General features: G+C 63.7%; 23 protein-coding genes. 11 read left to right on the forward strand and 12 right to left on the reverse strand.

Annotated features, from left to right (window positions below):
• Nucleotides 1–20 precede the first annotated feature (20 nt).
• Complete coding sequence (locus ACK41X_RS05395) at nt 21–983, forward strand: GNAT family N-acetyltransferase (RefSeq protein ID WP_409720040.1); 963 nt, start codon at nt 21–23, stop codon at nt 981–983.
• On the opposite strand, the gene ACK41X_RS05400 is transcribed toward ACK41X_RS05395, so the two are convergent.
• The 3 genes from ACK41X_RS05400 to ACK41X_RS05410 all read right to left on the reverse strand — a co-directional run bounded on the left by ACK41X_RS05400 (nt 973) and on the right by ACK41X_RS05410 (nt 3058).
• Nucleotides 973–1404 carry a hypothetical protein gene (locus ACK41X_RS05400; RefSeq protein WP_409720042.1) on the reverse strand — a complete coding sequence of 144 codons (432 nt, stop codon included), beginning with the start codon at nt 1402–1404 and terminating at the stop codon, nt 973–975. The two genes, ACK41X_RS05395 and ACK41X_RS05400, sit on opposite strands and share 11 nt — an antisense overlap.
• Before the next feature lie 173 nt (nt 1405–1577).
• Complete coding sequence (gene moaB, locus ACK41X_RS05405) at nt 1578–2141, reverse strand: molybdenum cofactor biosynthesis protein B (protein ID WP_409720044.1); 564 nt, start codon at nt 2139–2141, stop codon at nt 1578–1580.
• Nucleotides 2141–3058: a neutral zinc metallopeptidase gene (locus tag ACK41X_RS05410; RefSeq protein WP_409720046.1), complete on the reverse strand. Its 918-nt coding sequence runs from the start codon at nt 3056–3058 to the stop codon at nt 2141–2143. Before ACK41X_RS05410 ends, moaB begins: the two co-directional genes overlap by 1 nt.
• A 236-nt stretch (nt 3059–3294) precedes the next feature.
• Here ACK41X_RS05410 and ACK41X_RS05415 point away from each other — a divergent pair, with 236 nt between their 5' ends.
• On the forward strand, nt 3295–4425 hold the full coding sequence (locus ACK41X_RS05415) for a site-specific DNA-methyltransferase (RefSeq protein WP_409720048.1): 1131 nt from the start codon (nt 3295–3297) through the stop codon (nt 4423–4425).
• On the opposite strand, the gene ACK41X_RS05420 is transcribed toward ACK41X_RS05415, so the two are convergent.
• The 6 genes from ACK41X_RS05420 to ACK41X_RS05445 form a co-directional block, all read right to left on the reverse strand.
• Nucleotides 4422–5423 (reverse strand): phosphonate dehydrogenase, encoded by a 1002-nt coding sequence (locus ACK41X_RS05420; protein WP_409720050.1) that lies wholly within the window; start codon nt 5421–5423, stop codon nt 4422–4424. The genes ACK41X_RS05415 and ACK41X_RS05420 overlap by 4 nt on opposite strands.
• On the reverse strand, nt 5420–6226 hold the full coding sequence (gene phnE / locus ACK41X_RS05425; protein ID WP_409720052.1) for a phosphonate ABC transporter, permease protein PhnE: 807 nt from the start codon (nt 6224–6226) through the stop codon (nt 5420–5422). The genes ACK41X_RS05420 and phnE overlap by 4 nt, the downstream gene beginning before the upstream one ends.
• Nucleotides 6226–7095, reverse strand: a complete 870-nt coding sequence (gene phnD / locus ACK41X_RS05430) for a phosphate/phosphite/phosphonate ABC transporter substrate-binding protein (RefSeq protein WP_409720084.1) — start codon at nt 7093–7095, stop codon at nt 6226–6228. Before phnD ends, phnE begins: the two co-directional genes overlap by 1 nt.
• Nucleotides 7095–7886 (reverse strand): phosphonate ABC transporter ATP-binding protein, encoded by a 792-nt coding sequence (gene phnC, locus ACK41X_RS05435; RefSeq protein ID WP_409720054.1) that lies wholly within the window; start codon nt 7884–7886, stop codon nt 7095–7097. The genes phnD and phnC overlap by 1 nt, the downstream gene beginning before the upstream one ends.
• A 189-nt stretch (nt 7887–8075) precedes the next feature.
• Entirely contained in the window at nt 8076–9314 is a 1239-nt protein-coding gene (locus ACK41X_RS05440; protein WP_409720056.1) for a PLP-dependent aminotransferase family protein, read from the reverse strand.
• Between the two features lie 4 nt (nt 9315–9318).
• A complete protein-coding gene (locus tag ACK41X_RS05445) occupies nt 9319–9669 on the reverse strand; it encodes a RidA family protein (protein WP_409720058.1) in 351 nt (116 codons plus the stop codon).
• A 207-nt stretch (nt 9670–9876) separates the two neighbouring features.
• Here ACK41X_RS05445 and ACK41X_RS05450 point away from each other — a divergent pair, with 207 nt between their 5' ends.
• The 3 genes from ACK41X_RS05450 to ACK41X_RS05460 all read left to right on the forward strand — a co-directional run bounded on the left by ACK41X_RS05450 (nt 9877) and on the right by ACK41X_RS05460 (nt 11421).
• Nucleotides 9877–10470, forward strand: a complete 594-nt coding sequence (locus tag ACK41X_RS05450; RefSeq protein ID WP_409720060.1) for an HdeD family acid-resistance protein — start codon at nt 9877–9879, stop codon at nt 10468–10470.
• Between the two features lie 121 nt (nt 10471–10591).
• On the forward strand, nt 10592–11167 hold the full coding sequence (locus ACK41X_RS05455) for a ferritin-like domain-containing protein (RefSeq protein WP_409720062.1): 576 nt from the start codon (nt 10592–10594) through the stop codon (nt 11165–11167).
• A 29-nt stretch (nt 11168–11196) separates the two neighbouring features.
• Nucleotides 11197–11421 (forward strand): DUF3551 domain-containing protein, encoded by a 225-nt coding sequence (locus ACK41X_RS05460; RefSeq protein WP_409720064.1) that lies wholly within the window; start codon nt 11197–11199, stop codon nt 11419–11421.
• A gap of 11 nt (nt 11422–11432) precedes the next feature.
• On the opposite strand, the gene ACK41X_RS05465 is transcribed toward ACK41X_RS05460, so the two are convergent.
• Nucleotides 11433–14003 (reverse strand): HWE histidine kinase domain-containing protein, encoded by a 2571-nt coding sequence (locus ACK41X_RS05465; protein ID WP_409720066.1) that lies wholly within the window; start codon nt 14001–14003, stop codon nt 11433–11435.
• Between the two features lie 789 nt (nt 14004–14792).
• Nucleotides 14793–15908 carry an A/G-specific adenine glycosylase gene (mutY, locus tag ACK41X_RS05470; RefSeq protein WP_409720068.1) on the reverse strand — a complete coding sequence of 372 codons (1116 nt, stop codon included), beginning with the start codon at nt 15906–15908 and terminating at the stop codon, nt 14793–14795.
• Between the two features lie 26 nt (nt 15909–15934).
• Here mutY and ACK41X_RS05475 point away from each other — a divergent pair, with 26 nt between their 5' ends.
• Both ACK41X_RS05475 and ACK41X_RS05480 read left to right on the forward strand, forming a co-directional pair.
• Nucleotides 15935–16408, forward strand: a complete 474-nt coding sequence (locus ACK41X_RS05475) for a DUF721 domain-containing protein (RefSeq protein ID WP_409720086.1) — start codon at nt 15935–15937, stop codon at nt 16406–16408.
• A 99-nt stretch (nt 16409–16507) separates the two neighbouring features.
• Nucleotides 16508–17164, forward strand: coding sequence for a DsbA family protein (locus ACK41X_RS05480; RefSeq protein WP_409720070.1), 657 nt, complete (start codon nt 16508–16510; stop codon nt 17162–17164).
• 21 nt (nt 17165–17185) lie between these two features.
• Here the strand turns inward: ACK41X_RS05480 and ACK41X_RS05485 are convergent, their stop codons facing one another.
• Nucleotides 17186–18259, reverse strand: a complete 1074-nt coding sequence (locus tag ACK41X_RS05485; RefSeq protein WP_409720072.1) for a DUF2336 domain-containing protein — start codon at nt 18257–18259, stop codon at nt 17186–17188.
• A 174-nt stretch (nt 18260–18433) separates the two neighbouring features.
• Here ACK41X_RS05485 and ACK41X_RS05490 point away from each other — a divergent pair, with 174 nt between their 5' ends.
• The 4 genes from ACK41X_RS05490 to ACK41X_RS05505 all read left to right on the forward strand — a co-directional run.
• Entirely contained in the window at nt 18434–19516 is a 1083-nt protein-coding gene (locus ACK41X_RS05490) for a DUF2336 domain-containing protein (RefSeq protein WP_409720074.1), read from the forward strand.
• Between the two features lie 168 nt (nt 19517–19684).
• The gene (locus ACK41X_RS05495) at nt 19685–19927 is read left to right on the forward strand and encodes a PilZ domain-containing protein (protein ID WP_409720076.1); all 243 of its coding nucleotides are present in this window, start codon (nt 19685–19687) and stop codon (nt 19925–19927) included.
• A gap of 253 nt (nt 19928–20180) precedes the next feature.
• The gene (locus ACK41X_RS05500; RefSeq protein WP_409720078.1) at nt 20181–20492 is read left to right on the forward strand and encodes a hypothetical protein; all 312 of its coding nucleotides are present in this window, start codon (nt 20181–20183) and stop codon (nt 20490–20492) included.
• A 306-nt stretch (nt 20493–20798) separates the two neighbouring features.
• The coding region (locus tag ACK41X_RS05505; RefSeq protein ID WP_409720080.1) for an AAA family ATPase at nt 20799–23416 on the forward strand (2618 nt) is incomplete at its 3' end.

A 23416-nucleotide genomic window follows, 5' to 3' on the forward strand; every position in this document is an offset into this window, starting at 1 on the left:
CAAATATTCGGAACGCCGTCATGTCGCTTGCTCCAGACCCTGCCTTTGAAGCGCGCATCGGCGCGGTGCGACGCTTTTCGCGTTTCTACACACGCCGCCTCGGCCTGCTCGACGAAGGGCTGCTGCAAAGTCCGTTCACGCTGACCCAGGCGCGTGTGCTTTACGAGCTTGCGCAGCAGCGCGAAGCGACTGCGACAGCGCTTGCTGCTGCACTCAGGATCGACCACGGCTATCTCAGCCGCATCCTGCGCGTATTCGAGGAGCGCGGCCTGATCGTGCGCCGCCGCGACAAGAACGATGCCCGGCAGATCGTGGTCTCGCTTACCACCAAGGGGCATACGGCTTTTGCCGCGCTCGATCACCGCTCGCAGCGCGAAACCGGGCAGTTGCTCGCACATCTCGACGACGCCGAGCAGTCGCGCGTGGTTGCGGCGATGGGCACCATCGAAAGGCTGATCGAGCGAGAGACTGCACCGGGGCGCCATAATGTATTGCGGCCGCACCGGCCTGGCGACATGGGCTGGGTGGTCGAGCGCCATGGCGTGCTCTACAGCGCCGAATACGGATGGGGCAGCCATATCGAGGCGATCACCGCCGAAATCGTCGCGGCGTTTCTGAAAAATTTCGATCCGGCGCGCGAACAGTGCTGGATCGCCGAGATGGATGGCGAGCGGGTCGGATCGGTATTTCTGGTCAGGGAGACCGACGAGGTCGCGCGGCTGCGGCTTCTTCTGGTCGAACCCCGCGCGCGCGGTCTCGGTCTTGGCCGCGATCTCGTGCGGCAATGCATCGCCTTCGCGCGCAGCGCCCGCTACCGCAAGATCACGCTCTGGACACACGCCGTTCTTGTCGCGGCACGCGCGATCTATCGGACGGAGGGCTTCCAGCTCACCCGGCAATGGGTGCACGACGATTTCGGCAAGCCCGAGCCGAGTGAAAGCTGGGAGCTCGATCTGCAGCAGCAGCCTTCGCTCAGGCGGTAAGCGACGCGTCCTGCCGGACTGCGATTTCCACAGCCGGCTTCTTCTCGGGATCAGCCGGCAATTGCAGCACGGTCGCCGTCAGGCCTTCGCGCAGCATCGTGACGAGAACGATCTCGCCGTTCGGAAATTCCAGCGCATCGTGATGCGTGTTCGGGCGATGCATCCCGACCTGCCGGAAGCGCGCGACCCGTTGCGGGGTCGTCACATATCCGAAGCGCGGCGGGATCAGCCCGAAGCCCCGCGAATAGACCACGTCCTGATCGAATGCGATCTCGGTACCGGGCCGCAGACACACCGCGACATCCGGTTCGCCGACAGCCGCGAAGCCGCCGGTGATCGAATTGCTGAATTTCGCGCTGATTACCTTGTCGCCGACTTTCGCCGGGCGTGAAGCTACATTGTGGAGACTATAGTCGCACATGGAAGACATCCTTTCTTTGCTGCGGGCAGCCGAAGCGGTTGTCCTTCTGCAACGAGGATGTCAGTGCGGCGCGGCAAGGATGTGGTCGTGCAAGCGGTGCTGCGACGTATCACTCGAACTTGAAGAATTGTGCTCTCGACGAGCAAAAATTGACCGGCGAAGTTCCGTCGACCTCACACCGTCGCGCCCTGCGCCTTCGGACGGCGCAGATGTTCGTCGAGCCGCGGCATGATCTCGACGAAATTGCACGGCCGGTAGCGGTAATCGAGCTGATGCACGAGGATGCCGTCCCAGGCATCCTTGCAGGCGCCGGGGGAACCCGGCAGGCAGAAGATATAGGTTGCGCCCGCAACGCCCGCGGTGGCCCGGGTCTGGATTGCGGACGTGCCGATCTTGGCGTGGCTGATCATCAGGAACAGGGTGGCAAAACCGTCCATGCGCTTCTCGAATAAAGGCTCCACCGCTTCCGGCGTCACGTCACGGCCGGTGAAGCCGGTGCCGCCGGTCGAGATCACCACGTCAATGCCGGCATCGTCGATCCATGCCTTCACTTGGCCGCGGATTTTCTCCACGTCGTCGGTGACGATGGCGCGCGCAGCAAGCTTGTGTCCGGCGGTCTCAAGCCGTTCGACCAGCGTCGCGCCGGACCTGTCGTCGGCCAGTTCGCGGGTGTCGGAGACGGTGAGCACCGCGATGTTGAGCGGCACGAAGCTTTTCGATTCGTCGATGCCGGGCATTAGAGATTCGTCGTCCGGAACGTATCGCAATCCGCAACCCGGCCGCTCTCCAGGCCGCGCTTGAACCAGCGAACGCGCTGTTCCGATGATCCATGTGTGAAGGAGTCCGGCACGACGCGCCCTTGCGTCTGCCGCTGCAGGCGGTCGTCGCCAATTGCCGATGCGATGCCGATCGCGCCTTCGATGTCGCCGGGATCGATGAAATCCTTCTTGCGCCGCGCGTGATTGGCCCAGACGCCACCGAGGCAGTCGGCCTGCAGCTCGACGCGCACCTGGATGTTGTTTGCCGCGGCGCGGCTGCCCGCCGCCTGCTGGCGCATTTGGGATTCCCGCAGAATGCCGAGCAGGTTCTGCACGTGATGTCCGACTTCATGGGCGATCACGTAGGCCTGCGCGAACTCGCATTGCTTGCCCTTGCAGGCGCGGAATTTCTGCTCCATCTCGCGGAAAAAGGCGGTGTCGAGGAAAATGCGCCGGTCCGGCGGGCAATAGAATGGCCCCATTGCCGATTGCGCCATGCCGCACGCGCCCGCCCCGGTCGCCCCGGCGAACAGGCGCAGCCGCGGCGCGGAATAGGTTCGTCCGTTGGCGCGGAAAATATCCGACCAGACATCCTCCGTCGAGCCGAGCACGGCGGCGACGAACTGGCCCTGATAATCGGAGGGTGCCCCCTGCTTTGCGGGCGGCGCCTGCCGCTGCGTCTGCTGCTGGGCCGGGCCCTGAATGATCTCGGCGCCGCCGATGAGAATCCGCGGGTCGATGCCGAGAAACCAGCCGATCAGACCGAGGATGATGATCGTGCCGATACCAAGCCCGCCACCGCCGCCCGGGATCGGGAGGCCGCCGCCGCCGTAACCGCCGCCTTGGCCGCGCACATCTTCGATGTTGTCGCTGCGGCGGAAATCCTCCCAACGCATCTTATCCTCCAGGCACCAGCCTCAAGTTTCGCCGATCGAATCGGGTTCGTCCACGCCTCAGAACGCCCAAAGACGCCAAACCGTTTCGTTACCAAATGGTTGTTGCAAGAGGTAATCGCCAGCCTTTCAAAGTCATTGCAATTTAAGGGGATTTTTACCTTGGCCCGGCAGTATCCGCGCAGTCGGTTGTAGGTCCCGCGTCACCGACCGCGTCGCCAGGGTCAGAGTTCTGAGTCATGGTAGAGTCGCGTCGCGGGGCGTCCAGACGGACGCCCCGTTTGACTCTCAGTCAAGGTCAAGGCCCCCGTGTGCTGGTGGGCGACTGCGTCGCGCAGATGGCGACGCTGCCGGCCGAATGCGTCGATCTCGTCTTCGCCGATCCGCCCTATAACCTGCAATTGCAGAGCGATCTCAAACGTCCTGACGATTCCAAGGTCGACGCCGTCACCGACGACTGGGACAAGTTCGCTTCCTTCAAGGAATACGACGATTTCACGCGAGCCTGGCTGACCGCCTGCAAGCGCGTGATGAAGCCGTCCGCCACATTGTGGGTGATCGGCTCCTATCACAACATCTTCCGCGTCGGCGCCATCCTGCAGGATCTCGGCTTCTGGATCCTGAACGATGTGGTGTGGCGCAAATCCAATCCGATGCCGAATTTTCGCGGGCGGCGTTTCACCAATGCGCACGAAACCATGATCTGGGCCGCGCGCGATCCCGGCGGCAAGGGCTATACCTTCAACTACGAGGCGCTGAAGGCCGGCAACGACGACGTACAGATGCGCTCCGACTGGACGTTGCCGCTCTGCACCGGCGACGAACGGCTGAAAGGCGGTGACGGCAAGAAGCTGCATCCGACCCAGAAGCCGGAAGCCTTGCTGGCGCGGGTCATTCTTTCGGCGTCGCGGCCGGACGATCTGGTGCTCGACCCGTTCACCGGTACCGGCACAACGGGTGCGGTGGCAACGAAGCTGGGCCGGCGCTTCGTCGGTGTCGAGCGCGACCCCGATTATGCGAAGGCGGCGATGAAGCGCATCGCCGCGGTGGAGCCACTGGAAGCGCCTTCGATCGCCCCGTTCATGACCGCACGCGAGGCGCCGCGGGTGCCGTTCACGGCCCTGATCGAACGCGGTCTCATTTCGCCCGGCGCGAACCTGGTCGACTCCAAGAAGCGCCACAAGGCGCTGGTGCGGGCCGACGGTGCCGTGATGCTCGGCGAAAAGGTCGGTTCGATCCATCGCATCGGGGCGCTGGCGCAGGGACTTGAAGCCTGCAATGGCTGGACCTTCTGGCATGTCGAGACCCGCAAGGGCCTGATGCCGATCGACGATCTGCGGGCCAAGGTGCGCGCGGAGATGGAGTTTTAGCCAGCCTTTGCCAGCGGCTGTGTAGGCTCGTTGATGGCGTCACGCGGCCGGCGGCCCTCCAGCACGTCGGCGATGTTGTCGACCGCGCGCAACTCGATCGCCTGCCGCACGCGCGTCACCGCCGAGCCGAGATGCGGGGTGAATAACGTGCGTGGATGGGTGCGCAGCCGCTCGTCGATCGCCTCCGGCCGGTCCGACAACGCCCGGTCCTCCATCTCGAACACATCCGCCGCATAGCCGCCAAGCTTCCCGGTTTCGAGCGCGGCAAGGACCGCGCTTTCGTCCACGACGGAACCGCGTCCGACATTGATCAGCAGCGCCCCATGTTTCATCCGCGCCAGCGCATCGTTTCCGATCAGATGCCGCGAGGCCGGGGTGAGCGGCGCGCACACAATGACGACGTCCGACATTTCAAGCGCGCGATGAAGCGTGACCCTGATCATGCCGGGGGGAGTCTCGGCCGATGGGTCGACGCCGAGCATCCGGCAGCCAAAACCGGCCAGACGCTGCGCAACGGCGCGGCCGACATGTCCCATGCCGACGATGGCAACCACCGATCCGTCGAGGCCGGTGCCGTAGAGGACCGGACGCCAGCCGTCAAATCGCCCGCTCCGGACCAGCGCATCGCCCTCGCGGATGTTACGGCCGAGTCCGATGGCAAGGCCGACCGCAAGCTCGGCGGTCGGCTCGGTAAGCAGATCGGGAACGATGGTGACGAAGACGCCGGCTTGCGTGCAGGCATCGAGATCAAAATTGTCATAGCCCTTGAGTGCACAGGCGACGACACGAAGCCGCTTGCAACGCGCAAGCAACCGCGCGTCGATGGAGTCTGGCATGAAGGCGAGGATCGCGTCGGCCTTCTCCGCGCGCCGCATGACCTCTTCGCGCGGCCATGGCATGCGCGTTTCGTTGGCGTCGACGTCGCCAAGCAGCGCAAGCTGCTGCAGCGTCGCCTGATGCACCCAGTTGGTGACGAGGATGCGGGGCTGCGTCTTCATTTCAGCGCTTTGCGAAGCCGCGCGCCGATGCCGTCGACCAGGATTACGCAGAACAGGATCGTGATCAGGATCGCGGAGACCTGATCGTAGCGGATGATGCGGAGTGCCGCGATCAGCTCGAAGCCGATGCCGCCGGCGCCGACGATGCCGAGAACCGCGGACGCGCGAAAATGATATTCCCAGCGATAGATGGTGATGTCGGCGAGCTGCGGCAGCACCTGGGGCATCACGGCATGGGTGACGACCTGGAACGGACTGGCGCCGGCTGCGCGCGCGGCCTCCAGCGGCCGCGGGTCCACATGCTCGATCGCCTCCGCATAGAATTTGCCGACCATGCCGACCGAATGCAACGCCAGCGCCAGCACGCCCGGCAGCGCGCCGAAGCCGACGGCGGCGACGAAGATGATGCCCATGATGATTTCAGGCACCGAGCGCAGGGCGGCCAGGACGATGCGCGCTGCCTGGTAGACGATCGCATTCGGCGCTGTATTGGGCGCCGCAAACAACGCCAGCGGAAGTGAGATCACCACCGCAAGTGCGGTGCCGGCCACCGACATGGCGAGCGTATCGATCAGCGGTTTGACCCAGTGCTGCCAGCGGGAAAAGTCCGGCGGTACCATTTCGTTGAATAATTGCCCGAGCGCGGGCAGGCCTTCCATCAGCCGCTGCGCGTCGAAAAATCCGGTGATCCAGAGCGAGGCGATGCAGGCGATGACAATGAGTGCGACGAGACCGGCGTGCCGCAATGCGGCACGCCGGTCGTCGGCGAGGATAGCGTCGTGGCGGGAAACGGCTTCCGACATCAGCTCATCTTGCCGAGATCGAGGTTGAGGATTTTCGCGGTCTCCCGAAGGATGTCGTAGGCCTTGTCGTCGGTCGGTGCAAAAGCCTCGACGCGGAACGATTTCAGAACCGCCGGATCTTTCACGTCGAGGAAGGCCGCGCGGATTTTTTCCTTCAGGGCCGGAGCAAGATCACCCTGCATGGTGATCGGATAGTTCGGGATCGGCTCCGAAAGGTCGAGCTTGATCAGCTTGGTCTCGTCGATGGTCTTGCGGGCGATCAAGGCTCGATAAATTTGTTCCGACAATGCGCCGGCGGGAATCTGGCCGGCTTGCACGGCGCGGGCGACCGCGTCATGGGTGCCGAGATGGACCACCTTGTAGTCCTTGTTGCCTTCGAGTTTATACTTCTTGAGCAGATGTGCGCGCGGAGCGAGATGGCTCGAGGTCGATGCCTGATCTCCGAAGCCGAACGGCTTGCCGCGAATATCCTCGATCGACTTCACCGGACCGTCGGCGCTGGCAATGAGGATCGACTGATAGGTCGGCGAGCCCTTTTCGACGCCGACGGCAAACGGCTCGATGCCCGGGGCCCTGGACTTCGCGAGCACATAAGAGAATGGGCCGAAATAGGCGATCTCGATGCGGCCGAACCGCATCGCCTCGATCATCGATGAATAGTCGGTGGTGACCACCAGTTCGATCTGCTTGCCGAGCGTCTTCTCCAGATAATCCTTCAACGGCTGCGCCTGCTGGATCAGGGTGGATGCATTCTCGTCGGGCAGGAGCGCGACGCGCAGCTTGACCGGATCCTTGGCTTGGGCGAAGGCGGCAACCGGCGACAGCGACAAGACAGCGGCGGTGCCGAGCACAAAATTTCGACGGTGGATCATGCGTAGGTTCCTGTCTTGAGGGGGGTGGGTTCAGTATCGTCATCGTCGGCAGTGGCTGGACCGCTGCCGTAGATCTTTGCGACCTCGGTCTTGCCGAGCCGGCTTGCGGGGCCATCGAACACCACCGCGCCCTGGGCGAGCGCGACGATCCGGTCGGAGTAGCGGCGCGCGAAATCAAGCTGGTGCAGGCTGACCACCGCTGTGATGCCGTCCGACTTGCAGATGCCGTGCAGCAGCGAAAGCACGCGCTCGGCGGTGGCTGGATCGAGGCTCGCCACCGGCTCGTCGGCAAGGATCAGCGTCGGCTTCTGCACCATCGCGCGGGCGATGCCGACTCGCTGCTGCTGTCCGCCCGACAATTGATCGGCGCGCTTGAGCGCATGGTCGATCAGGCCGACGCGCTCGATCGCCTCGAGCGCCATTGTCTTTTCGGAGCGCGACGCCGGCAGCAGCGTGCGCAGGCCGGAATGGTATCCGAGCCGTCCGGTCAGCACATTTTGCAACACGGTGCAGCGGCCGATCAGCTGATGCTGCTGGAAAATCATGCCGGTGCGGCGCCGATGCGCCTGCAGGCGGCGGCGAGTATCCAGTTTGCCGATGCCTTCGACCTCAACATGGCCGCCGGTCGGCGTGACCAGACCATTGAGCGCGCGAAGCAGAGTCGATTTCCCGGCCCCCGAGGCCCCGAGCAGCACCGTAAATGCACCGGGCTCAAAGCGAAGCGCGCAGGGCTTCAGCGCCTGTGCATTGCCGGAATAGGTGACTTCGACGCCATGGGTCTGGATCATCTCGCCCCGGAAATTTGCTGCGATGCGGGAACGAGTGCGGTCCTAGGATTGCCGCGTGAATGTCGGGCGACGCGTCTTTGACGATTTTCTAACGCGACGGTGACGTTATACGTCAGCTCGCCGCTTGTGCCCGCATGGGTAGCAATCGCGCAGATTTGAGCTGCATCGCACAGGCGGTTTTGCCCTTATTTATGCTTGTTTCGGGCGCCGCGCGATATTGCCGCTGCGTTCGGGTACACCGAACGTTGTGCGGCAGATGTCGGCAAGAATTTCGATGCCTTCCCTGAGTTCCTGTTCGGTCGGGCTGGCGAAGCACAGCCGCATCCGGCTCTTGCTATGCGTTGCGTCGGTGGACCATTCCGGGCCGGGATTGATCGCGACACCGGCCGCAAGCGCGGACTGATATAGCTTTAACGTATCCACGCTGTCCGGCAGTTTGACCCACAGGAAAATGCCGCCGGGTGGATCGTCGAATTCTGCCGCAATGCCGAATTGTTGGTCGAGCGCGTCCATCAGCACTTCGAGCTTCTTGCGCAAGCCCTGCCGCAAGGCAGGAACATGCGAGGAAAAATGCGGCGCGCAGTATTCGGCCAGCACCATCTGCTCCAGCGCGCCCGATCCGGCATCGACCTTGAGCGCGATCATCCGCGACAGGATCGGCCACGGTGCGACAATGAAGCCGACCCGCAAGGCCGGTGCAATCGACTTCGAGAACGAGCCGATATGGATGACATTGCCGGAGCCGCTCATGGCGTAGAGCGCAGCCGGCCGCTCGCCGCTCCAGATCAGGTCCGAATAGCAATCGTCCTCGAACACCGGTACCCCGTATTTCTCCGACAGCGCCAGCAGCGCGGTGCGGCGCGTCACCGGCATGATGGTGCCGGTCGGATTCTGCACGGTCGGAATGGTATAGATATATTTCGGCCGGACGCCCTTTGTATTGAGCGAGACAAGCGTCCGCTCCAGCGCATCGATCTGCATGCCGTCGCGATCGAGCGGGACGCCGATCGCGTTGACGCCTGCGCGCGCATATCGGTTCAGCATGCCCTGATACGTGTCGCGTTCGACGATGACGGTATCGCCCGGCGCGAGAAGCGCACCATTGATCAGGTCGAAGGCCTGCAGCGAGCCTGAGACGAGCAGGATCTCGTCGGCGCTGCAGACGATGCCGGCATCGCGCTTCAGTTTTGCGGCGAGAAAGTCCCGCAAGGGGCGATAGCCCTGCGGGCCATGCGCGACGCCGTAATAGGCGAGACTGCGTCCCTCACGCCGCAGCACAGCCTCGGCTGCGGAGAGCAAATCATCCACCGGCACCTGCGCCGGATCGTTGTTGCCGCCGGTGAAATTGTATCGCGGCGATCCCGTCCACTTGGCAGCGGGCGGGGGCGCCCCCGGCGCGATGAGCGGCGTGAAGTCGAAGGCAGGCATCGGCTTATTTCGCCGCCGTCACCATGATCTCCACGGTGAATTGCGGCGCCGCGAGGCGCGCCTGCACGGTCGCGCGCGCCGGCGTATTACCGGGCGTTACCCAGGCGTCCCACACCGCATTCATCTCGGCGAAGGTGTCCATATTCGCGAGCCAGATATTGGCGGTGAGCAGCTTCGACTTGTCGGTGCCCGCCTTCGCCAGATAGCTATCGATGGTGGCGAGGATTTCCTTGGTCTGCTCGGTGACGCTCTTGCCGGCGTTGTTCTGCGCAACGATTCCCGCGAGATAGACCGTATCGCCGTGGATGACGATCTGGCTCATCCGCGGCCCGACTTCGTGACGTTCGACTTTCATGAGGCTCCCCCGTGGTTCGTATCGCACTGCGGCAAATCCGGCCGCGATCATGCGTCTTCCTGCGGCAGCCGACCTTAAATTGCAACAGATCAAAGGCGAGCAGGTGACGCTTTGTTAAAAGGCCTCGCAGCCTTGCTCCGGGGACATGTGTCGAAAGACAGCGAATGCTGATAAGTTGCTGCGTGAATCAATGGCGAGGAGGCGGTCATGCCTGTTGCAGCTTTTTCTGTAGAACCCGAGACTCTGCGCAAGTTCAAGCTCTGGTTCAAGATATACGGCGTCATCCTGATCCTGCTCGGCGCCGCGTCCATCATCCTGCCCGGGATCGCGACGCTCGCGACCACGATCACGGTGGGCTGGCTTTTGATCGCGGGCGGCATTTTCGGACTGATCTCGGTGTTCCAGGCGGGGACCGGCTCCCCCGGCTTCTGGTGGAATCTTCTGACCGCGATCGTCTGCATGCTCGCGGGCGGCGTGCTGCTGTTCAATCCGATCGCCGGCGTGCTGACGCTGACGATCATACTCGCCGCCTATCTGCTGGCGACCGGGGTGACCAAGGGCTTCATGGCGTTCCATTATCGCAGCGCCATCCCGAAGGCGTGGGGCTGGATGCTGTTCTCCGCGCTGGTCGACATCGCGCTCGGCGCGATCATCATTGCCGGCCTGCCTGGCAGCGCGGTCTGGGTGCTCGGGCTTCTGGTCGGCATCAACCTCCTGTTTACCGGCGTCGCGCTGATTACCGCTGCGATCTATTGCGAGAGCGCCAACACCCCGCCGGAGCCTTCTGCCGCAAAAGCCTGAGCGGCAACGCATTCCCCGGCGCGGCCGACGTCATGTCGCGCCGGGGAACTGAAGCGTCGCGCATTCCTTTATTGGTTTTGGTCCCGCGATAAACATTCGCAAACCCTGGGAGGCTGCGGCCATGGGCTGGTTTTCCGACGACATCGAGACGATGGACCATCTGTTCGTCCATTCGCTTCAGGACATCTATTATGCCGAGCAGCAGATCGAAAAGGCGCTGCCGGACATGATCGAGAAGGCAACCGATGCGGAGTTGCGGCGCGCCTTCCAGATGCATTTGCGCCAGACCAAGGCGCAGATCAAACGGCTTGATCGCGTGTTCAAGAAGATCAAGCGGACCCCGCAGGCCCACAAATGCCCGGCGATCGACGGCATCCTCGACGAGGCCGGCGAGATCGCCGGGGACGTCGGTGATCAAGTCGTGCTGAATGCGGCGTTGATTGCAGCGGCCCAGGCCGTCGAACATTATGAGATCACGCGCTACGGCACGCTCACCTCCTGGGCCAAGTTGCTTGGCCATACCGAGGTGGCGAAGCTCTTGTTCATGAGCCTCAAGGAGGAGAAGGCGACCGACAAGAAGCTGAACGACATTGCCAAGCGCAAGATCAACAAGAAGGCGCTGGCGCGTCAGCCAAAGCCGCTCAGCGTCGAGGAGAAAATTGAAGAGGCGATGATTGGCATCCCGATAATCGGATAGGCACCGTAACGATACCAGAGGGAGTGCAAATGGCCGGTCCGACCAGGATAGGATTGCTTACCGCGGCAATGGCCGCAGCCGTGCTGCCGCTCTCTGCGCCGACTGAGGCGGCGCGGGCGCGCGCCGAGGCCGAATGGTGCCTGCGCGGCCCCACGGGCGGTCAGTCCTGCACCTTCACCACACGCGAGCAATGCCGGAAAACCGCCCACGGTGCCGGCGGCACCTGCCGGCGCAATCCGCGCTTCGGGCGTTGACGCCGCACGTCCTAACCGCGGCTGCGCGTGATCGCTGCGTTCAATGCCCGCGCAAGCGCCGCCTCGTCATACGGCTTACGGACAGTTGGAGCCCCAAACGATTGCGGCACCATGATGTTGTCGCCGTAGCCGGTTGCGAACACGAATGGTATGTTCCGGCGGCTCAATTCTTCCGCCACGCTGAGCGATGTTTCGGTGCCGAGATTGACATCAAGCACCGCCGCGTCCGGCGTGAAACGCGAAAGCTTGCGCAACGCCTCCGCAGGTGAGCCCGCGGTCTCGATTGTGCTTGCACCTTTTCCCGAAAGCATCATCTCGGCATCCATCGCAATGACGAGCTGGTCTTCGACAAGCAGAATTTTCAGCCCATCAAGACTGTCTGATGCCGCGTCGGTCTGATCGGGCTGATGTTCTTTCGGCTCGGATTCCGGTGCCTTGGTCATATATTTTCCGGGAATCAAAAAGCGCGCGACGACGCCTCCCGGCTCGAAGGAAATGTCGCTCTCGCCGCCGAGGTCATAGGGAATGCTGCGGTTGATCAGCACTGATCCAAAGCCCTGCGAGCGTGGCGTCGAAACCGCCGGACCGCCGCTTTCCCGCCAGACGATTTCGCAGGCGCCGTGTCCGGTGCGTTGCCAGCGAATATCCAGCGTGCCGCGGGCCCGCGACAGCGCGCCGTATTTCGCGGCATTGGTCGCAAGCTCGTGCAGCACCAGCGCCATCACGGAGAATGCGCGTGAATCGAGTCCAACCGGCGGTCCGTCGAGGGAAATCTTTGCGCCATGGTGCAGATAGGGCGACAATTCCGCTTCGAGGAGATCGCGCAACGCGCCACCACCGTCACCGCGGATGATCTGGTCATGGGCATACGAAAGCGCCTGGATGCGGCCCTGCAGCGAGATGATGTAGTCCTGCAATTGGCGGCCTTCGTCGACCGGATGAGAGATCAGCGATTTGATCAAGGAGAGGATGTTTTTGACGCGGTGATTGAGTTCCTCGTTGAGCATGCGCTGCCTGATATCCGCCTTGCGGCGCTCTTCGCTCAGCAACTCACTGTGGCGCATGAGGACTTCAAGAAGCGCGGTACGGGTCGCCTCTGCGATATCGAGATCGGCCTGGGTCCAGGGACGCGATTGCCGCTCGACCGTCTCTTTCCAGATGGCAAAGCTCTTGCGCGGCGTGAGCCGGTCGCCAAGCGGACCCGTCGAATAATCCTTTTCAGGCTTCCCAGCCCAGTCAATGGTCTGAATCACTTCCTTGCGAAACAGAAAAAGATAGTCGCGCGGCACATGGGACAGCGGAATAGCCATCACGCCCGAGGCGGCGCCTTTGTACTCCTCTGCAGGCGGAAACTGGTCGGACAAGGTGTGTGTCGCAAAGACCTGACCTTCGGCGACCGAGTTGACGAAGCGGGCAAGCCCCGGGATCGCTGAATCCGGCGGCACCGAGCCGCTGGCGGACCAACGTCCGTTGATCCAGAGCCCGATGCCGTCACAGGGCATCAATTCGCTGAAGTCGCAGATGCTTTCGCGCAGGAAACGCGCAAGGTCGGTGTGGTGCGCGACGTTGCGGAGCACCGCATCGAGCGCACGCCGCGCCCTGGTGGCGGTATCGAGGCTTTGCTTGCGCAGCATCGCCTGAAGATGCAGCGAGAAAAAGTCGCCGAACAGTTCGGCGGCAATGCGCACAGGCATCGGCAAAAGGCGCGGTGCGTAATGATGACAGGCGATCAATCCCCAAAGCCGGCCGGCAACGATGATCGAGATCGACATCGAAGCCGAAACCCCCATGTTGCGCAGATATTCGCAATGGATCGGCGATACGCTGCGCAGCGTCGCGTAGGACAGGTCCAGCGGATTGCCGGAGGCGTCGAGTTGCGGTTCGATTGGGGTAAAATTTCCACTGGCATCGGGGATCACCCGGATGGTGTTGCGCAGGTAAAGGTCTCGAGCCTGCCGCGGGATATCGCTTGCGGGAAAATGGCGGCCCAGAAAGCTCTCGAGTTGCGGGGCCTTGGCTTCGCTGACAACCTGACCGGAACCATCGTGGTCGAAGCGGTAGACCATCACGCGGTCGTAACCGAGCGTGCTCCGCAGATAGCGGACCGTGCGATTGCACAGATCGTCGGCATTGGTCACCTGATTCAGCCGCGCGATCAGGGCGCGCGCGATTTCGAGCGGCGCGCCGATCGTGCTGTCTTCCGCGGCCTCGAATTCGACGATGGCGCTGCCCTTGTACTGGTGCACCGCCACGTGAAAGGCGGTGTCCGTCGATGGCAGGGTCATCCCCATGATAAGGCCCGGCCTCGCCGGATCGGCGGACCGCAGCAGCGCGTTGCGAAGATCGTGCGCCTTGCCGGGGCCGACGATGCCCTCCAGCCGCGTCCCGTTGATATCGCCAAATGGCAGGCCGAGCTTCTCAGCCGCGCCGAGCGAGTGCCGCCGGATGACTGACATTTCGGTATCGCAGGCGAGAAGAACGCCGTGCCGCTGGATGGTACCGGGGATATGAATGGGTTCGCGGTCGCAGTTGGTCAGATCGACTCTGACGGCATTGAAGGTGCCGCGTCCATTTGATGACATCGATTTTTCCATGAGGGTCGATTGCGGCTTCGCGCGGGGGCGCGGCAGGCCGCGCGGGAGGCGCGTTGACAGTATAGATCATCTGCCGTGGGAATGAGGTGTCTTTTGACATACTGCGCAAGGACCGTGTCCAAGCTTTCCTCATACGCCGGAGATATTGCCGGTGGTCCGTTCGGCTTCATAATCGCCAAGGGGCCGGGCCGGTTCCATCGATGCTCGGTGATGAGGCTTGGGCGCGCGCTTCACGAGTCCGACCGGAGCGATGGTGCTGTGGGACGATACGAGTGTCACCCATGGTGCCGCGCCGCGGGCCATATCGCATTGCCGTTTCCGCTTTCGCCGGGCTTGTGGGAACCTCATGGGCGGCCTTGCGGTCTCTTCGGAATTGGGGGCGCCGGCTGCGCTTTCGCCGTCACCGCTTGCGCATTGGCAACGGTTTGACGTTTAGCAGGTTTTTGCGGTTGGCAGCCGCATCGGAGTCCATGCGGCCGGCGCGGTAGGCTTCGACAGTGAAACCGAAGGTCGCAGCATCTTCGCCTGTGCGCGCTCGCCCGCGGACGGTCGGCTGCGGGCGATTCAATGGATTGCAGGCGCTCGAGGTGAGTGGATCGTCGGCGCGGTGCTGGTTCCCAATCCCGATCTCGACTGGCCGGCAGGCTCGCGTCTGTTCGTGCCCGATAGCGGCGGAGAGCGGCGATGCCCGTCTGCTTCCCCGGCGAGATTGGTATGCGCCGCACGTCCGTAGCGAGGCCGGGCTGACCGCGAGCCTTGCCATAGCGAGGCGCCGGCTCAGGTTTTCCGCACAAGCGGATTAACCTGCGCAATCACTTTGCGCATAACGCTGGGAAACGCCTCCCCCTCGATCTGGTCGGCGGCAAGCCAGCGCATGCCGTTTGGGGCACGTGCGCCGTCCCGGACCTTTGCCGAATACACCGTAAGCTCAAGCGGAAAGTGCGTGAAAACATGGGTGACGAGCCCCGGCATGCGCCGCCAATCCGCCTTGAGCGGCGCTTCGGCGAGCGCCCGCGCATCGTCGAAATCGTGGGACCAGGCGGTGGTCGGCACCTCGGTCATCTTGGCGAGCAATCCCTTGTCCGGGCGGGTCCGCACCAGCAATGCGCCGTCCCCGCGCGTCACCACGAACGCCGCCCCGCGGCGAAGCCGCCCTGATCTCTTTGGCGCCTTGCGCGGGAAGATTTCCTGATCGCCGCGGGACCGTGCCGCACATGGCATTTGCCAAGGGCACAGGCTGCAGGCCGGCTTCTTCGGGGTGCAGATGGTGGCGCCAAGGTCCATCATGGCCTGGGCGAAATCGCCGGACCGTTCTGGCGGTGTCAGTGTCGCCGCAAGCGCCCGGATGCGAGGCTTCGCTGCGGGCAGACTGTCTTCGACTGCGAACAGACGGGCAACCACGCGCTCGATATTGCCGTCGACGGGCGTGGCCTTGCGGTTGAAAGCGATGGCGGCGATCGCTGCGGCAGTATAGGCGCCGATGCCGGGCAGGCCGAGCAGCGCCACTTCGGTGTCCGGGAAGACACCGCCGTGGTCTTGCACCACGGCGCGCGCGCAGGCGTGAAGGTTGCGCGCACGGGCGTAATAGCCAAGCCCCGCCCAGACTTTCAGGACCTCGTCCAGATCGGCTGCGGCAAGGTCCGTCACCTTCGGCCAGCGTTGCAGGAAGCGCTCGTAATAGGGTGCGGCGGCGCGGACCGTGGTCTGCTGCAGCATGATTTCGGACAGCCAGACCCGGTAAGGGTCAGCCCGTTCGTCCGCAGACGTGCGCCAGGGGAAGCGGCGCCGGTGCCGGTCGTACCAGGCGAGCAAAGCTGCCGCGGACGCCGCGGGGCGCGTCTCATCGGTTTGGCCGGCGGCCTGTTTTTGCGGCTTGCGCTTTGCTAGCGTCATGCCTCCCTGTGACAGAGGCCCCAGCCCTGAACAAGCCGAGACGCATCGCCCGTCCACTGCCGGACATTGCCGGCGCGCTGCTGGCGGACAGCTTTCGCCAGCAGGGCTTCAGCTCGTCCGAACTTGTGGTCCGATGGTCTGCGATCGTGGGTGACGATGTGGCCGATCATGCCGAGCCGCTGAAGATCCAGTGGCAAAAGGTTCCAGACGGGCAGCCGCCGCAACCCGGGACGCTGGTTTTGCGGGTCAGCGGCCCGGCGGCGCTCGAAATTCAGCATATGTCGCACGTGATCCTTGAGCGGGTGAACCGCTATTTCGGCTTTGCCGCGATCGGACGGATTGCGATCCGCCAGGCCCCTCTGCGCCGCGCCCCGCCGCGGCCCCGCCGCACCCTCGATCCCGCAGCGGTCCAATCGGTTGCCGATACCATGCCGGCCGGCACCGATCCCGCGCTCAAGGACGCGCTGGCGCGGCTCGGCGCCGCCATCAAGCGAAAGTGACGCCGCGGCAGCCGAATCTGCCGCAGCGACGGCATTGCCAGTTGCGCTGCGGCGGGTTAGCCAGAGCCAACCAGGCCGGATCAGCCGCAGGAGTTCTCCGTGTATCTTACCCGTCGTCAATTCATCGCCGCGTCTGCCACGTTTTCAGCTCTGTTCGCTCTTCCTTTCGGCAGGAGCCTTTCGCTGACCGGAACGGCCCAGGCCCAGACCGTCAGCTCCGTCGAGCTGATGCAGGCGGGCCCGCTCGGCGACATCGTGGTGGGCAGGGACGATGCCCCGGTAACGATCATCGAATATGCTTCGATGACCTGCGGTCACTGCGCGACATTTCACAACACCACTTATCCTGAGCTGAAGAAGAAATACATTGATACCGGCAAGGTGAAATACATCCTGCGCGAATTCCCGCTCGATGCCTTGGCCGCGGCCGGGTTTATGCTGGCGCGCTGTGCAGGGAACGACAAGTACCACGCCATGATCGAGATGCTGTTCGCCAAGCAGAAGGAGTGGGTAACGCAAAATCCGATTCCGCCGCTTCAGGCGCTCGCGCAGCAGGCCGGGTTCACCAAGGACAGCTTCGAGGCCTGCCTGAAGGATCAGAAAATTCTTGAGGGGATCGAGGCCGTGCGCACCCACGGTGCCGAAAAGCTGGGCGTGAATTCGACGCCCACCTTCTTCATCAACGGCAAGCTGTTTCGCGGCACGCTCACGATCGAGGAACTCGACAAGCAGCTCCAGCCCCTATTGAAGAGCTGACGGGGAACTTATTCGGCCGTTCTACGCATCATCGGAATCGGCTTTGAGGCGTGCTTTCCAGAAGGCGAGTGCCGATCGGGCGATCGCATCTGACAATTTCACGTAGCTGTCGCGGGCGCGCTCAAGATCGCTCGCCGACATCGAATGATGACCGAAGCGATTTCGCAGGATTGCTGCGGTCGATGGCCATGTGAGCGAGGCTGCCCGGCAGAGCACGAGCAGCCCGTCGGGCTGAATATTCTTCAGGAGCCTTTCCGTCAGCGCCAGCGGACAATCCGAAAGCAGCGACAGCGCAACCGCCATTTCCTCGTATTTGCGTTCGCGCGCGAACTGCGCGAGCCCATCTTCCGACAGACGGCCTGCGGCTTTCAAGGCGCCGACTTTGCGGATCGCGTCGGAAAAATCGCGTGGCCGCATCGCCTCCCAGCTGACTTCGTGCGCAATGCCGGTTACGGCCTCCTCGATCTTGTCGTGGGCTTCGCGGGGCGCGGCAGCGGCAAGTCTGTGGTGGACCGTCCTGGTCGCCCGCACCAAGAGCTCCCGCAACAGGTTGAGCGGCAGGTCCAGCCGTTCGTGCAATCTTTCCGTAAGCACATCGTCCTGCAACAAGGTCCGGAATGACTCCTCCGAAAACCTGGCTCCGATGTTGCGCGCGAGCTGATGTTTGACCTGTGCGTCGCCGCGTCGAACCAGGACATCCGTCACCGGGATGCTGAGCTGCGAGCGCGCCGCAATGGCCAGAAGATGCGCATTGCTTTTGCTGTTGCCGATCGCGATCAGGTCGCTATCCATCAGACGTGGCGATTGCGCCAGGACCGGCCCGGCGACCGCGATTTCGTCATCGAAGGCCAGCCTGCGGATTACGGTTGCAGGCGAATTGCCGATGGGCGCGAGCACTTCGCTCAGTCTGATCAGCGCGCGCAATTCAATGCGCTCGATCAGGTGCATCAGCACGTCGTCGAAAAGCTGAACCTGCTCCTCAGTAAAGGCGTCGGCGCCTTCAAGGAACAGGTCAGTAATCCGAAGAGCAATATCGCTTCGTCGCCCGGAATCCCGGTTGTCGAATGACTCTCGCAGCTCCGAAATCAGGGGCATTGCGCTTTGCATTGCCGGCACGCCCATCCGCAATTCGCCGGCGATTGTGCAACCACGAGATGTACAAAGCTTTAAGGAGTATTGGATAAATTCCAGCTATCATTATGGGATTGGGAACGATCCGGGTGTCCGCATGGGGCGCGGCCCCGGATGCGGCTGGATGGGGCATAGAATATGACCGCAGCACGGCGCTCATTGATTGGCGATCTCGATGACGCCGTCAGGAACGGATCGAAAAGCGACAGGGTCGAGACCCTGCGACGCATCACCAACCTGTTCATGGCCTCGAGCGAGCGACTGACCGACGAGCAGATTGATATCTTCGACGACGTCATCAGTCACCTGATGAGACGGGTGGAGAACCGTAACCTCGCCGAACTCAGCCAGCGGCTGGCGCCGGTGGTCAATGCGCCCAATAACGTGGTCCAGACACTTGCGCGAAATGATGAAATAGCAATTGCGGGGCCTGTCCTGACGTTTTCGGCTCGCCTCACCAGTTGCGATCTCATCGAAATCGCAAAATCCAAGCCGCAGGGGCATTTGCAAGCCATCGCCTGCCGGACCGACATCGGACCGAATGTCACCGATGTGCTGCTGGATCGCGGCAACAACGAGGTTCGTCAAAACCTGGTCGGCAATCTGTCGGCCCGGTTTTCCGAAGAGGGGATGTGCCTGTTGATCGGTTATGCCGAAGGCGACGGCAAGCTGCCGGCCGGTCTGGCGCGGCGTCCGGACCTGCCGTTGCATCTGTTGCGAAGCCTTCTGGAGCATGCCAGCGACGACATGCGGCGCGAAATTGCAGCCACCGCGCCGCCGGCGCAGCGGACCGAGATAGTCAATCTTCTGGAAAGCATGGGCTGCGAGTTGCCCGACGACGATGCCGACTCCTCCTCGGCCAAGGCTGAGGTTGCCGTCATGTTCCAGGATGGCGAACTCGACGAAATTGCGCTGCTTCAGTTTGCCCGCAAGCAGCAATTCTCGCACCTCACCGCCGCGCTCGCGGTTCTTTGCGGTATGGAGGTCGAGGACATGAAGCGGGTCTGCGGCACGCTCAAGGTGGAGGATATGTTGATGCCCTGCCGTGCGGCGGGTGTGTCGTGGAATGCATTCCGGGCGATTGTCGCATCGACGCCTGCCGGCGCCGCGCTTGGCGAGGCGCGGCTGAGCGAACTGAAAAAGGACTATGCGCGGCTGGCAACGTCAACCGCACAGCGCGTTCTGCATTTGCGCAGCCGCCAGCTGTCGGCTCTCGAATGAGCGCTGTCTGCGCTAGAGTGGCGAACCTTTACGGCATGTTCACCATGTTGTTGCGCGGGAATGTATTTGAAACTTTTGATTGGCCGTTGTCTTAAACGCGCATTCACCGATCCGAATTATTCTCATTGCATGAGTTGCGGCTGAACTCCTTTGCGAAGGGCAGCACAGATGTCGGAACGCAGGCAGTCATTTCGCAGTCCCACCGATCGTGCTGCGGTCATCCATCTTGGCTCTGGCGAGCAGATCCAGTGCAGGTTGCGCGATGTTTCGGTCAGCGGTGCCCGCCTGGAGACGACCGAGCGCAAGCGGCTTCCGGAGACATTCTTGCTGATGTTGGTGGGTGATTGGCAGAAGCGGCCGTGCCGGGTCGCCTGGCGCAAAGACCGGATGGTCGGCGTCGAATATCTGTAGAGGCGACATGGTCTGTTTCGATACGAGTAAGCCAAAGCCCGAGCGCAAATATTGGTCGGATTTGCAGGCCGAGAAGGAGCTTGCATCGGAGACCAAGGCGACAACGGCCGCGAAGGCTGCACCGGACGCCAAATTTCCGTCAGGCGGAAAGTCTGTTTCAGAGCCCAGGTCCGCTCCGGAAGCAAAGTCTGCGACAGAGGAACGACCCGTCGTCGTGCCGAAGCGGCCGAGGCGCGACAGAACCACGCAGACCGTGCTCCATACGCTTTTTGCCTGCGCGCTTCTGGCCGGCGGCCTCGGGCTTTACTTTGTGCTTGGAAGCAGGGCCGACGCGCCCTCGGCAAAGGTCGCGGAAACCGTCCGTCCGGGCGAGGCGCACCAAATCGGTCAGATCAAGATTTCGACCGATGCAGAGTGCAAGAAGCGGCTGTTTGATAATGCGTCGGGCGCGGTGGTCGAAGCCCCTGGCGCCGATTGCGCCGCTTCGAACCTCCAGAATCCCAACAGCCTTTATGTGACGCCGACCAACCGCCTTGACGCGGTCCGGCGCGGCTTCAACCGGTAACCAAAACCTGTTCGCCTGCCGCGGTTTGGCTGCGGGGGTGGCGCTGCGGATCAAGCGGTTTGGCAGGGCTGCAGAGGGGGCGGCAGCGCATCAATCGTGGGCGTCAGCGGCGCCCGCATCGCCAAAAACCTCTTCAAAACTGATTTTTTCGTGATTTCAGAGGCTTGGGGGTAAACCCCGTTTTCGGCTTGCCCTCGCCGCACTCGCCTCCCATTCTCCGGCCGCCTCCTGGTTTCCACGGTTCTGATTCGACTGCCGGGGGCGAACAGGCGCGAACCAGCGCCGGCATGGGAAGAAGAAACCAGCATGAAGCTGACGCGACTGCGGCTGATCGGATTCAAGTCCTTTGTAGAACCGACCGACTTCCTGATCGAGCCCGGCCTCACCGGTGTGGTCGGGCCGAATGGCTGCGGCAAATCGAACCTGGTCGAGGCGCTGCGCTGGGTGATGGGAGAAAACTCCTATAAGTCCATGCGCGCCACCGACATGGACCAGGTGATCTTCGCCGGTTCTGGCAATCGCCCCGCGCGCAATCACGCCGAAGTGTCGATGGCGATCGACAATTCCGAGCGGACCGCGCCGCAGACCTATGCCGATGTCGACATGCTCGAAGTCGCGCGCCGGATCGAGCGCGAACAGGGCTCGACCTACCGCATCAACGGCCGCGAGGTGCGCGCCCGCGACGTGCAGATATTGTTCGCCGATGCTTCGACCGGCGCGCGTTCGCCAGCGCTCGTGCATCAGGGCCGGATCGGCGAGATCATCCAGGCCAAGCCCGAGCAGCGCCGCCGCGTTCTGGAAGATGCGGCTGGCATTTCCGGTCTGCATGTGCGCCGCCACGAGGCGGAGCTGCGCCTGCGCGCTGCCGAGCAGAATCTGCAGCGTTTGGAAGATGTTATCGGGCAGCTGGCGGCGCAGATGGAGGCGCTGAAGCGGCAGGCGCGGCAGGCGGTGCGCTACCGGACAGTGTCGGCGCAGGTCCGCAAACAGGAAGCCACCCTGTTCCATCTGCGCTGGCTGAACGCCAATACCGATCTTGAGGCCTCCGAACAGGCCCGCGCCGCGGGTCTCCGCGAGGTTGCGGCTGCGACGCTGGCGCAGACCGAGGCCGCCCGGGTGCAGGACGAGGCCAGTGCCGCGCTGCCGCCCCTGCGCGAGGCCGAGGCCCGCGCCAGCGCGACGCTGCAGCGGCTCGTGGCCGCGCGCGACACCCTCGACCGCGAGGAAGCCCGTGCCAAGGAGCGCATCGCCGAACTGGCCCAGCGGATCGTGCAACTGGGCGAGGACATTGCCCGCGAGCGCACGCTCGCCGCGGATTCCGAGGCGGCTCTGGAGCGTCTGACCGCCGAGGCGGCGGCATTGCGGCGCGATCTTGAAGCCGGGGAGAGCAAGCGCGCGGATGCCGACCAGCGGCTGGCGCAGGCCGATGGCGAGCTGGCGCAGTCCGAGAAGACCTTCAGCGAGGTGACCGGCGCGCTCGCCGATCTCACGGCGCGACGCAATGCGCTCGAGACCGCGGCGCGCGACCAGACCGAGCGGGTGACTCGGCTGGAGCGCGACATTGCCGATGTGATCGCCGAATTCGCCAAGATCGATGCGGCGAACGAGGGCGGGCCGGATCTTGCTTCGCTCGTGCAGGCGGTCGAGGCGGCGCAGGCGGCGGTGGCGGAAGGGGAGGCCGCGGCATTGCGGGCGGAGGCGGCGCATTCGGCGGCGCGGCAGGCACTGGATGTCGAACGGAAGCCGCTCGCCGAGGCCGAACGCCGGGCCGGCCGTCTCGAAACCGAGGCGCGCACGCTGCGCAAGGTGCTGCATGTCGATTCCGGGAGCCTGTGGCCCTCGGTCATCGACAATCTCACCGTGGAAAAAGGCTTCGAGACCGCACTCGGGGCAGCCCTCGGCGACGATCTCGAAGCGCCGGCCGATCCGCGCGCGCCGATGCGCTGGGCAGGCGCGATCGTCGATCCGTCCGACCCTGTATTGCCGGAGGGCGTCACGCCGCTGACCAATCACGTCAACGCGCCGGCCGAACTCGACCGCCGGCTGCGGCAGATCGGACTCGTCGACCGCGCCGAGGCGGACAAATTCGTCCCCTTGCTGAAGCCCGGCCAGCGGCTGGTCTCGCGCGAGGGCGACCTGTGGCGCTGGGACGGCTTTGCGGTCGCCGCCAATGCCCCGACCGGCGCGGCGCGTCGTCTGGCCGAGCGCAACCGGCTCGCCGAAATCGAGGCCGAACTCGATTCCGCGCGCATCCATGTCGAGGCCAAGCGCGAGATCGTCGCCAAGGCCGAGGCCGAAGCCACGGCGGCCGCTGCGGCCGAAGCCGAGGCGCGCAACCGCTGGCGCGAATTGCAACGTGCGGCCAACGAGGCGCGCGAGCGCCATGCCGCAGCCGAACGCGAGCTGACCCACATCACCACGCGGCGTGCGGCGCTGACCGAGGCGCAGTCGCGTCTCGGCGCCAACCGCGACGAGGCCGCCGCGGCGCTTGCCGAGGCCCGGGCCGCGCTGTCCGAATTGCCGCCGGTGGCCGATCTCCAGACCCGTCTGGAAGAGGTGCGCAGCGAGATCGCCGCGCGCCGCACCCATGTCGCCGAACTTCGCGCCGAAGCGCAGGCGCTGACCCGCGAGGCCGACATTGCCAAAAAGCGGCTCGAGGCGATTGCCGGCGAACAGAAATCCTGGATCGACACCCGCGAGCGCACGGCAAAGCAGATCGAGGCGCTGGAAGCCCGCCTCGCCGAAGCCACCAGCGAGCGCGACAGTCTCGCCGACGCGCCGCAGCTGTTCGAGGAAAAGCGCGTCGCGCTGCTCGGCGAAGTGCAGATTGCGGAGAGCGAAAAGCGCGAATCGGGCGATCGCCTTGCCGAGGGCGAAAAGGCCGCGACCGCCGCCAACAGCGCCGCGCGGGCGGCGCTCGAAGC

It is taken from the genome of Pseudorhodoplanes sp. (genome assembly GCF_046289595.1).
In the GTDB taxonomy this organism is placed as follows: domain Bacteria; phylum Pseudomonadota; class Alphaproteobacteria; order Rhizobiales; family Xanthobacteraceae; genus Pseudorhodoplanes.